Below are 10,202 nucleotides of genomic sequence, written 5' to 3'. Positions count from 1 at the left end.
ACTTCAGGATAACTGTTTTTAATATCTTTCATGATTCCTATCATTAAATCGACAGGATATAGTTCCAAAAACTCAATCAGCCTCTCCATATAAAAATTTGAATCATCACTATGATTTAAGATATTTGCTTCTAAGCTTTTGAGAATATTCTTGGCCGATAGATATAGTCTGGTATGGCTTTCGTTTTTTATTTTTTCTCGGATCGATTCATGGAGAGAATTTCCTGAAAAAACATCTTGATAGGATATGAGGGAACGATGATCGGATTCCACAAAGCTCACAAACTCTTCGGCGATTAAGCGCCCGACATTTCCTTTGATAACATTTAAAAACACGGAGCGAGGTATGGTATCTTTTTTCTCTTTATACATTTTATAAGTGCTGGAAATTCGCTCATAGCTTCTGGGAGTTGCTCTTAGATCGTCTTCGTTGATCTTATGCAAATAATCGGGGAAGGTGGAGATAAACTCGACAACCTTTTGCTCAATTCCGGCCTCTATGGCCCAAGCTATCCACTGATTATAATCAGGCTCCATCGATAACCAGACAAACCGATTTTCTTGGGCGGCATCCATATCAACGACTTGGTAATCAAAATCCGAACCATATTTACTGGAAGGATTCATAGCGGCTAATATTTTTACACCTTCAGGTAGCTTATAGCCATTGATTTCCCGATTTAAAATTAAATTCATAAGTTCCTGTTGGACTGTATGTTCACAGCGATTGATCTCGTCGATAAATAACAGAACGGTTTTTCCTTGAGATATTTCTTCATCAATTTCCCTGAGCTTATGATGAACAGCATAGACTGTCGCTTTCTTTTCAACCTGATCTTCTTGATTATTGACGCCTGCATAAGCTTCGATCGTTGGCAGACCGCCGATTTCACCTTCTTTAAGGAGATTCCCATTAATCACAATTAAAATCCAGTGATTTTCTTGTGCAATTTCTTGGGCTAACGCTGTTTTGCCGATTCCGCTTTCCCCAACGATTAAGGGGACTTCCCCGGTGGATAGTACTAAGTCAACACTTTTTAAGGTGTCTGTAAAGTTCATGATGTCTCACTCCTATAGCATCTTCAGCTTTTCATCGACAGCTATTTTTTTGGCCTTTTTACTGCCATATTTATAAATAAACATGATCTTGTCGATGGGCATAGTATCGCTGTTTTGATTGAGGTAACTGCAATTTAAAAAGTCTCTCACATATTTTTCTTCAACATCTTCATTGGCTAAGGATTCCTTTAACACGTGTTCTAATTCATCTTGAGAGATTTCGTTCATAACATAGTTAATCACTAAAATATTGACTTTCAAAAATTCTAAGATTTTATGTTTATCTAAATCATTGATAAAGGTAATAGCGCTCTCATTATGCTTGATCGCTAGAAGCTCGGCCTGAGGGGTAGGAGAATTGATATATCTTAAGGCATCATAACTGATGTTTACAGCCTCTTCCTGGACACTGGCGTAAGGTTCTTTGATAAACTTTAGCGAATCGTAATTTTTTTCTACAGCTAATAATTGCAATTCCTCACTTGGATTCTTAACATATTTAATAGCCCAGCCAGTTCGATTGAGCGCTAATTTGATTAACTGATCGCTGGGATTTTTAAGATACTCTAAGTTAACCCAGCCATCATTAATCGCTTTGATCATCATATCTTCTGTAGGGTCATCTATAAATTGAATCGCTCGGCCATTATTGTCTAGAGCTAATTCTTGCATCTCTCTGGTTGGATTATCAATATATTTTAACGTAAGTCCATTTTTTTGAACAGCCAATAACTTGATCTCATCAGTTGGATTAATTATATAGGCTATTGCATTAGGATTATTCTTGATCATTTCAATCAGCTTTGCTTTTTCCATAAGGTTACGTTCCTTCTGTGCTTATTTTAGTACTTCGGATAATTGATATATTTTCTAATTCAAGAATCTCCAGTTGTTGTCAAATATGAAATGTGATATATTCAACTAAAATTAAGGAACATTTGGGGGGAGAATATGAGCTTTTGCTGGTGTACGATAACGGTTGATAATATGGACGATTCTCTGAAATTCTATCAAGAGATTGTGGGTCTTTCAATTAGTAGGAGATTTACGGCAGGGGCAGGAGTAGAGATTTCTTTTTTAGGAGAGGGAGAAACAAAAGTTGAACTTGTTTGTAATCCAAACCATAAAAGAACGGGTAATGCCGAGGGCATTTCTTTAGGCTTTGAAGTTGAGTCGGTTGACAATATGATCAAAGTAATAAAAGAAAAAGGACTTGAAGTAGAAAGTGGGCCTTTCCAACCTAATCCTCATATTAAGTTTTTTCATGTTAAGGACCCTAACGGTGTTAGTATACAATTTGTAGAAAACATATAATTCTTGTCACGAGCATGAGGCATCTTCTATTGAAGGTGCTTTTTTCAGTTCAGTATGGCTTAATGTAGGTGTGAACCAAACGGTTGCGGTCTATGAGAGTAACTATGGTGAAATTCAAAAAAAGGATGCACCGAGAGATACTATGATTGCAGCAATGAGAGAAGTCATGGTTCTATCCGAAAAGGAAGGCATTAATTTGAGGGAGACCGATTTAAAGTATTGGCTCAATCTATGCGTTTTTCCGCGGAGTTCCTAATTCAAAATTGATAATTACGATGGCAAGAAGTGTTATTAATCCACCGACAAGCTGGATGGCTAAAACACGTTCTTTGAGAATAAGGTAACCGCTGAGAACTCCAACAACAGGGATCAGATTTAAATAGATGGTTGTTAGAGCCACATCCAAACGTTTCAAGGCATAGTTATACAATAAGTAGGCTACACAAGAACAAAAAATTGCCTGAAATAAAATATTACCTAACGCTATAAGCGAAACCAGTTTCCATTCCTTATACTCGAAAAGTGACAAAGGAATAAAGAACAGGGTTCCAAAGATGGTTTGGTAGGCAGTCAAAAATAATCCCGAATATTTTTCTTGAAGAGACTTATTGACCAAAGTAAAAAATGCCCATGACAGCATTGCAGCAATCATTAAAATATTTCCAATAAAATGGGTGGAATTTAGTTCAACCCTACCATTGGCGGTAACAGCAAGGTAAGAACCCCCTATGGCTATGCTAACTCCCAATAGCTTTATTAAGGATACCCTGCCGTGGAAGAATAGTACATCTAAGGTTATTGTAATAATTGGAACGACGGAAACGATCAGGGAAGCGTTAGTTGCTGTGGTAAATTTGACTCCGATGTTTTCAAGGATAAAATATAAGGTGATGCAAAAATCCCGCCTAAAACCATTTTCGGCAGATCAGATTTATCTAGTTTCGCCTTTGGTTCAACTTTTCGGATAATCATCCCGAGTATTAAGGAGGCAATCATAAAACGGATAAGTGCCATTGTGATAGGGGGGATTTCAATAAGAGTTGCCTTAATGCTAACATAAGAAATTCCCCAAATAATTATTACAGTTACCATGGCTAAATTGGCCTTCAATACATATTTCGTCATAATTTCCCTCTTCTATTAACATGATTGACAATAATCCATTATACTACATTGTTCTGTTCAAATGTTTGTGGAAAAGTAGTCGCCATCAAAGAACCCAGGCAGTAAGTATAATATAGATAGTTTTTTTCGGATAGACCAAACCCGCCAATTGAATATATCCCAATATCAGCTGGCGGGTTTAAAAAAGAGGTGCTTCTAACAAATTTGCCTTTTCAGAGGACGGTCTTTGATGATAAGATTAGATAAGACACGATTTAACGCCAAGTCCTGTCTATTTTTTACTGCTTCAGAAAGTATAACTTTAATGTATATACTTTCTGAAGAGGCGACCGCCGTCGCCTGCGGCTGCAAGCTGGTTTACACGTGCAAAGACTGTGTCTTCGCTCCGCTAAGTTAACACGTGCGAAGACAGTGTCTGCAAGAAGGCTAATACGTGCGAAGACAGTGTCTTCGCGGGCGCTAGCCAAGTTTTCTTTAACCGGCAATAATTTTTAGGAAAGACTGACGAAGTACATGAAAAGAATAAGTGAAATTTTTAGTGATTATGAAGCAGAGGGTAACCTCAATACTGCTATTGTACAAGCAGTGGTCTTAACTAAAAGTACGAAAACCCTGGAGATGAAAATCAGCTCTGATAAATATATTGAACTAAGAGAAATTGAATCCCTAAATCAGTTTATAAGGGAACGATTAGCCTTAGACGATTCAATCATCACGGTCGTTTATACTGAGGGAACCCATAGAAAGCCCTTAGAAGAGGAACTCAAAACTATTTTGTCCATGATGGCCGATAAACATCCGGTCTTAAATGGAGCGCTCAAAAACTGTGACTATGAAATAGCACAAAATCATTCGATTAAATTTACGTTTAAAACAGCAGTATCTTACTTATTAAAAGCGAGAGGTTACGATAAAAAAATCCAAGAGACCATAAAAAACCTCTACGATGCCACCTATCAAATAAATTTTGTGGATAATGTAAGCAGTGAAGAATTAAAAAGGCTGCAAGAAGATACACAAGAAACGGAGATTCTGCTTCTGCAAAAGGAAGCGGCTGCCACACCAAGCCATTATGCCTCTGAATTCCCTATGGAAGCCGGACCAATAAAGCCGGAAAATAACGGAGAAAAGGACGGAAAAAAAGGCGATCCTGCTTTGATCTTAGGCAGAAACTCTACTATTAAGGACAAGGCCATTAAAATTACGGACATTACACCGGATGAGGGTAGAATAGCAATCCAAGGTGAACTATCCAATATCGAAGCCAAGGAATTAAGAAGCGGAAAAACCTTAATTTCCTTTGATTTATATGACGGCACGAGTTCTATGACTTGTAAGGCCTTCATCAAGCCCGGTGAAGATGGTGAGATAGTATCCAGGCTTAAAAAGACTAAGGGTGTCAAGCTGGCCGGAAATGCCGGCTTTAGCCAGTTTTCTGGGGAAATTGAGCTTATTGCCAATACCATTATAGAAACAGCAGGCATGAGGAAGGCTCAGCGGCAGGATAGAGCAGAGGAGAAGCGGGTCGAGCTGCACATGCATACCCAGATGAGTCAGATGGATGCCATGACCAGTGCTACGGATCTGATTAAACGAGCGATGAGCTGGGGGATGAAATCCATTGCCATTACGGATCATGGCGTGGTGCAGTCGTTTCCCGAGGCCCATAAGCTCTTAGGACGAGATAATCCGGACATGAAGGTCATCTATGGTGTGGAAGCCTATTTGGCACCGGATAAAAAGTCCTCGGTAACCAACGCCCAGGGCCAGAGTATTGATACGACCTATTGTGTCTTGGACTTGGAAACCACCGGCTTCTCAGCTGTAACCGAAAAAATCACAGAAATAGGAATTGTGAAACTCAAAGACGGCAAGGTCATCGACCAGTTTAGTTGCTTTGTTAATCCGGAAAAGCCGATTCCGGCAAGGGTTGTAGAGGTTACCAACATCACCGATGATATGGTTAAAGATGCCGAAACCATAGACCAGGTCTTTCCTAAACTGCTGGAATTTATAGAAGGAAGCGTTTTGGTGGCCCATAATGCTGAATTTGATATGGGTTTCTTAAAGCATAATGCCAGGGTTTTAGGCTATGTCTTTGATTACACCTATTTGGATACCTTGTCCTTGGCTAAGGAGCTCTTTCCGGATTACAAAACCTATAAATTAGGAAGAATTGCCAAGAACCTAGGCTTTAAGGTGGAGGTAGCTCACAGGGCCTTAGATGATGTGGATACCACGGTTAAAGTTTTTAAGGTTATGCTTGAAAAACTAAAACAACGGGGAGCAGAAACCCTTGAGGATATCGATCGCTATGGCTCCGATGAAGACGCAAAAAGGGTAGAGTATAAGAAGCTTAAAACTTATCATGCGATCATCTTAGCCAAGGACTATGTGGGATTAAAGAATTTATATAAGCTGGTTTCCTATTCCCACTTGGATTATTTTTATAAAAAGCCCCGGATCTTAAAGAGCCTTTATATAAAATACTCCGAAGGATTAATCCTGGGCAGTGCCTGCAGTGAAGGTGAGCTTTACCAGGCCATCTTGCTGGGAAAATCCAATGAGGAAATTAAAGCCATTGCCGAGGACTACGATTATTTAGAAATCCAGCCTCTCGGGAACAATGATTATCTGGTCAGAACAGAGCAGGTGCCCGACAAAGACTATTTAAAGGAAATCAACCGCAAAATTGTGGTTCTGGGTGAAAAACTAAACAAGCCTGTCGTCGCCACGGGTGATGTTCACTTCCTGGATCCGGAAGATGAGATCTACAGGCGAATACTTGAAGCTGGTCAAGGCTTTAAGGATGCCGATAATCAGGCACCCTTATATTTAAAAACCACCGAGGAGATGCTGGAGGAATTTTCCTATTTAGGAGCGGCAAAAGCCTATGAGGTGGTCGTAACCAACACCAATTTGGTAGCCGATATGTGCCAGCCGATTAGTCCTATTTCAGCGGAGAAGTGCGCGCCTCATATTGAAGGCTGCGAGCAGACTATTAAGGATATTACCTATGAGAAGGCCTATGCCCTCTATGGAGACCCCTTGCCGGAAATTGTTCAGCAAAGGCTGGATAGAGAGCTGGATTCGATCATCAAAAATAGCTTCTCTGTGATGTATATCATCGCTCAAAAACTTGTCTGGAAATCGAATGAGGATGGCTATCTGGTCGGCTCACGAGGATCGGTTGGTTCCTCGGTTGTGGCCTATATGACCGGGATTACGGAAGTCAATGCCCTGCAGGCCCATTACCGGTGTCCCAGCTGCCAGTATTCGGACTTTTCCGATTATGGCGTTAAAATCGGTTTTGACTTACCGGATAAGGTGTGTCCGGTTTGCAGAGAAAAGCTGGCCAAGGATGGCATCGATATCCCATTCGAGACCTTCTTAGGCTTCAATGGTGATAAAGAGCCCGATATTGACTTGAATTTCTCAGGAGAATATCAGGCCAAGGCCCATAAATATACAGAGGTTATCTTTGGCAAGGGTACAACCTTTAAGGCCGGAACCATCGGTACTATCGCCGAAAAAACAGCCTTCGGCTACGTGAAAAAGTATTATGAGGAAAAAAGCCGTACCGTAAGCAAGGCAGAAACTCTGAGAGTCTCCAAAGGCTGCACCGGGATCAAAAGAACCTCAGGACAGCACCCGGGAGGAATTATCGTCGTGCCGAAGGGACGAGAAATCTTTGAATTTTGCCCCGTCCAGCATCCTGCCGATGACTCCAATTCGGATATCATAACCACCCATTTTGATTATCACTCCATTGATTCGAACCTATTAAAGCTGGATATACTGGGTCATGATGACCCGACGGTCATACGAATGCTGCAGGATATCACCGGCGTGGATCCGCTAACGATACCCATGGATGATCAGGAGACCATGTCAATATTCTCCTCCACGGAAGCCTTAGAGGTAACCCCGGAGCAGATCAATTCCAAGGTTGGAACCTTTGGAATTCCTGAGTTTGGTACGAAGTTCGTCAGAGGAATGCTTTTAGATACAAGGCCCAAAGCCTTCGCAGATTTAATCTGTATATCCGGACTTTCCCATGGTACGGATGTGTGGCTGGGAAATGCCAAGGACTTAATCGATGCGGGAACTGTGACCTTAAGTGAAGCCGTGTGTACCCGGGATGATATCATGACTTATTTGATTAGTAAGGGCCTGTCGCCCAATACGGCGTTTAAGATCATGGAGCTGGTGCGTAAAGGAAAGGCTTTAGCGAACCCTGAAAAATGGGCGGAATATGAAGCTTTAATGAGGGAGCATAAGGTACCGGAATGGTATATCGATTCGTGCCGAAAAATAAAATACATGTTCCCCAAAGCCCATGCTGCTGCCTATGTCATGATGGCCTTCCGCATAGCCTGGTTTAAGGTGCACATACCCCAGGCTTATTACGCAGCCTACTTCACCATTCGAGCGAAAGCCTTTGACGCTGAATTTATGATTTTCGGCAAAGAAAAGGTTAAGGCCAAAATGAAGGAAATTGAGGAGCTGGGCAACGCTGCCACCCCCAAGGATAAGGATATGTACGATGACTTGGAATTGGTGTTGGAAATGTATGAAAGGGGCTTTAAATTCCTGCCCATTGATTTATACAAATCCCATGCTTCAAAATTCCTGCTCGAGGAGGAGGGCTTAAGGCCGCCCATAAACAGCATATCCGGCATGGGAACTGTTGCAGCCGAAGGACTATATAACGCAGCCCAAGAAAAGCCCTTCAACTCCATAGAGGATGTCAAGAAACGGGCTAAAATCGGGAATTCAACCATCGATTCACTTCGGAAATTTGGCTGCTTTAAAGGAATTCCGGAAAGTGATCAGATGAGTCTTTTTGATGTGATTTAAATGGTTCAAGAATAATTTTGCCATCTTCAACAATCAGTTCAAACACTTCACCTTCATCAGATAAGCGTAAAGCCATACGAACCTCTTTAGGTATAGTGAGAATTGCTTTCTTCTTCATTTGAACAACCCCATATGATCTCCTTGGTGCTAGATGCGTCACTACCAAAGGATGACTTTACTCTGTGGATAGAATTTGAACGTGGCGACAAAATTCTGTTTAACATGCAAAGATTGATTAAAACACTCCCTTTCGTTGCATTAAATAATGGAGTAGTAATAAAGGGGACTGATGCTTCACGAACTTTGTTCGTTTTGCAACAGACCCCTTATTTTCATGTACTTATTAGAGTAGCTGGGATGGAAAAATTTGGCTTGATAGCAATCATTTACAGTTGTAATATATCTATTAACTACACGTGTAAACATAGAACGGAAGGGGCTCCTTCAAGTGCTAAAAACACCCAAAATATCCGATGCGGAATGGGAGGTCATGAAGATCTGTTGGTTGAAATCAGCTCCGTGTACTGCAAACGAGATAGTTAAGGCTTTAGAACGATCAACAGATTGGAAGCCAAACACAATTAAGACTTTAATTGGAAGGTTGGTGAAAAAGGGAGCACTCGCTTTTAAAGAAGAGGGAAGGAGTTATATCTACAACCCGTTAGTGGCGGAGGAAGAGTGTATTAAAGCGGAGAGTAAGTCCTTTCTTACTCGTGTTTTTGGCGGAGCACTAAAGCCTATGCTCGTTACCTTTCTTCAAGAAGAAAAACTCTCTCAGGACGACATTGAAGAACTTAAACAGCTCCTTGAAGAAAGGAAGGAGTGAAGATGCTGACGCTATTACAGGCAAATTATCTCAACTTTTTTAACTGGGTTTTGATCACATCTGCCAAAGCAAGCATCTTCATCATCTTCATCATCTTTCTCCTCGGAGTGAAATTTGTACTCAGACATAAAATGGGAGCACGCCTTCAGTACATGCTATGGTCAGTTTTGATTAAAATATAGCTTGGAAAAATACAGTGAAGGTAATAGAATGGGACAATAGTTCCCCTCTATCTTCCATTTATAAACTATAGGAAACTGACGTAGTAATTAACTTAGCTGGTGACTCAATTGGCAATCGTAGATGGTCTAAGCCAGTAAAGCAGGAAATATTAGCTGCTTCTTCAGACTCAGTTAATCTCCTCATCCTGACGGGGTCCATAATATCCAATTGTTGATGCATTAATTAAGAACCTAAAATTAGCGAAAGAATTTAAGAATAAAGAACTAGAGAAGCCTGGTCTGCTTGACTAACTGACGGTTTCTCATATTTTTAATATTAATTTGGAAGAAGGATAGATGGGGGAAAGAAGATGACTACACAAGTAATAATTGTTTTAATTCTTACAGTTATCATTTCTATAATCTCAACGCTAGCTTATTCTGTGAGAATCGTTGGTGTAAGAACAGGAAGAATAGCAGTATCTTTTGCGGTATTCAATATTTTTGCATTAATCTCTAGGACTGCAAACAGTGTTCAAGCACCATTATTGGCTAAAACAATTGAAAGGTATTAATGCCAACATTTATAAAAGTTTTTGGTAAAGCCGTAGAATCATTTAGTATTAATCGCTTGAATTGCTCTATTCCTGATTTTGAGAAACCGTGTATTAATAATTTAGGTACATAAGTGTGTCAAATTTTCTTTTCTGGGTTTTGTGACACTACTCTAGTATAACTTTTATTGTTGGAGGGTTAATAGTAGGTACTGTCGTAGCACAACTTTTATTAGTACCTTCAGCTGAAGTTATATCCTTTACAGCAAAATTAATTTAGAATTTTTATAGTACGAACTGCCTC

The 10,202-nt window shown here is 40.3% G+C and carries 7 protein-coding genes and 3 pseudogenes; 5 read left to right on the top strand and 5 right to left on the bottom strand.

Annotation, left to right across the window (positions count from 1 at the left end; translation table 11 throughout):
• Together DSOL_RS20330 and DSOL_RS20325 are read right to left on the bottom strand one after the other, a co-directional pair.
• A partial coding sequence (locus DSOL_RS20330) for an ATP-binding protein (protein ID WP_075366616.1) occupies nucleotides 1–1,058 on the bottom strand: 1,058 nt, incomplete at its 3' end.
• 12 nt (nucleotides 1,059–1,070) lie between these two features.
• The gene (locus DSOL_RS20325; RefSeq protein ID WP_075366615.1) at nucleotides 1,071–1,874 is read right to left on the bottom strand and encodes a hypothetical protein; all 804 of its coding nucleotides are present in this window, start codon (nucleotides 1,872–1,874) and stop codon (nucleotides 1,071–1,073) included.
• 135 nt (nucleotides 1,875–2,009) lie between these two features.
• Here DSOL_RS20325 and DSOL_RS20320 point away from each other — a divergent pair, with 135 nt between their 5' ends.
• A complete protein-coding gene (locus DSOL_RS20320; protein WP_075366614.1) occupies nucleotides 2,010–2,372 on the top strand; it encodes a VOC family protein in 363 nt (120 codons plus the stop codon).
• A gap of 55 nt (nucleotides 2,373–2,427) precedes the next feature.
• A pseudogene (locus DSOL_RS20315) lies at nucleotides 2,428–2,604 on the top strand (ketopantoate reductase family protein); the annotation flags it as partial.
• Here the strand turns inward: DSOL_RS20315 and DSOL_RS29130 are convergent.
• Both DSOL_RS29130 and DSOL_RS29125 read right to left on the bottom strand, forming a co-directional pair.
• Nucleotides 2,602–3,012, bottom strand: coding sequence for a DMT family transporter (locus tag DSOL_RS29130; RefSeq protein ID WP_235838920.1), 411 nt, complete (start codon nucleotides 3,010–3,012; stop codon nucleotides 2,602–2,604). The pseudogene DSOL_RS20315 and the gene DSOL_RS29130 sit on opposite strands and share 3 nt — an antisense overlap.
• A gap of 126 nt (nucleotides 3,013–3,138) precedes the next feature.
• Nucleotides 3,139–3,464 (bottom strand): annotated as a pseudogene (locus DSOL_RS29125) (DMT family transporter); the annotation flags it as partial.
• Nucleotides 3,465–4,010: 546 nt separating this feature from the next.
• On the opposite strand from DSOL_RS29125, the gene polC reads away from it, so the two are divergent.
• Nucleotides 4,011–8,357, top strand: coding sequence for a DNA polymerase III subunit alpha (polC, locus tag DSOL_RS20305; RefSeq protein ID WP_075366613.1), 4,347 nt, complete (start codon nucleotides 4,011–4,013; stop codon nucleotides 8,355–8,357).
• On the opposite strand, the gene DSOL_RS20300 is transcribed toward polC, so the two are convergent.
• A complete protein-coding gene (locus DSOL_RS20300; RefSeq protein WP_083642842.1) occupies nucleotides 8,308–8,475 on the bottom strand; it encodes an AbrB/MazE/SpoVT family DNA-binding domain-containing protein in 168 nt (55 codons plus the stop codon). The genes polC and DSOL_RS20300 overlap by 50 nt on opposite strands.
• A 330-nt stretch (nucleotides 8,476–8,805) precedes the next feature.
• On the opposite strand from DSOL_RS20300, the gene DSOL_RS20295 reads away from it, so the two are divergent.
• Nucleotides 8,806–9,183, top strand: coding sequence for a BlaI/MecI/CopY family transcriptional regulator (locus tag DSOL_RS20295; RefSeq protein ID WP_075366612.1), 378 nt, complete (start codon nucleotides 8,806–8,808; stop codon nucleotides 9,181–9,183).
• Nucleotides 9,184–9,715: 532 nt separating this feature from the next.
• Nucleotides 9,716–9,975 (top strand): annotated as a pseudogene (locus DSOL_RS20285) (lipid II flippase family protein); the annotation flags it as partial.
• Nucleotides 9,976–10,202 lie beyond the last annotated feature (227 nt).

Source organism: Desulfosporosinus metallidurans, from assembly GCF_001936615.1.
Lineage (GTDB): Bacteria > Bacillota > Desulfitobacteriia > Desulfitobacteriales > Desulfitobacteriaceae > Desulfosporosinus > Desulfosporosinus metallidurans.
Note: the sequence above shows the minus strand (reverse complement) of the source record. Positions and strands in the feature narration are given on the sequence as shown.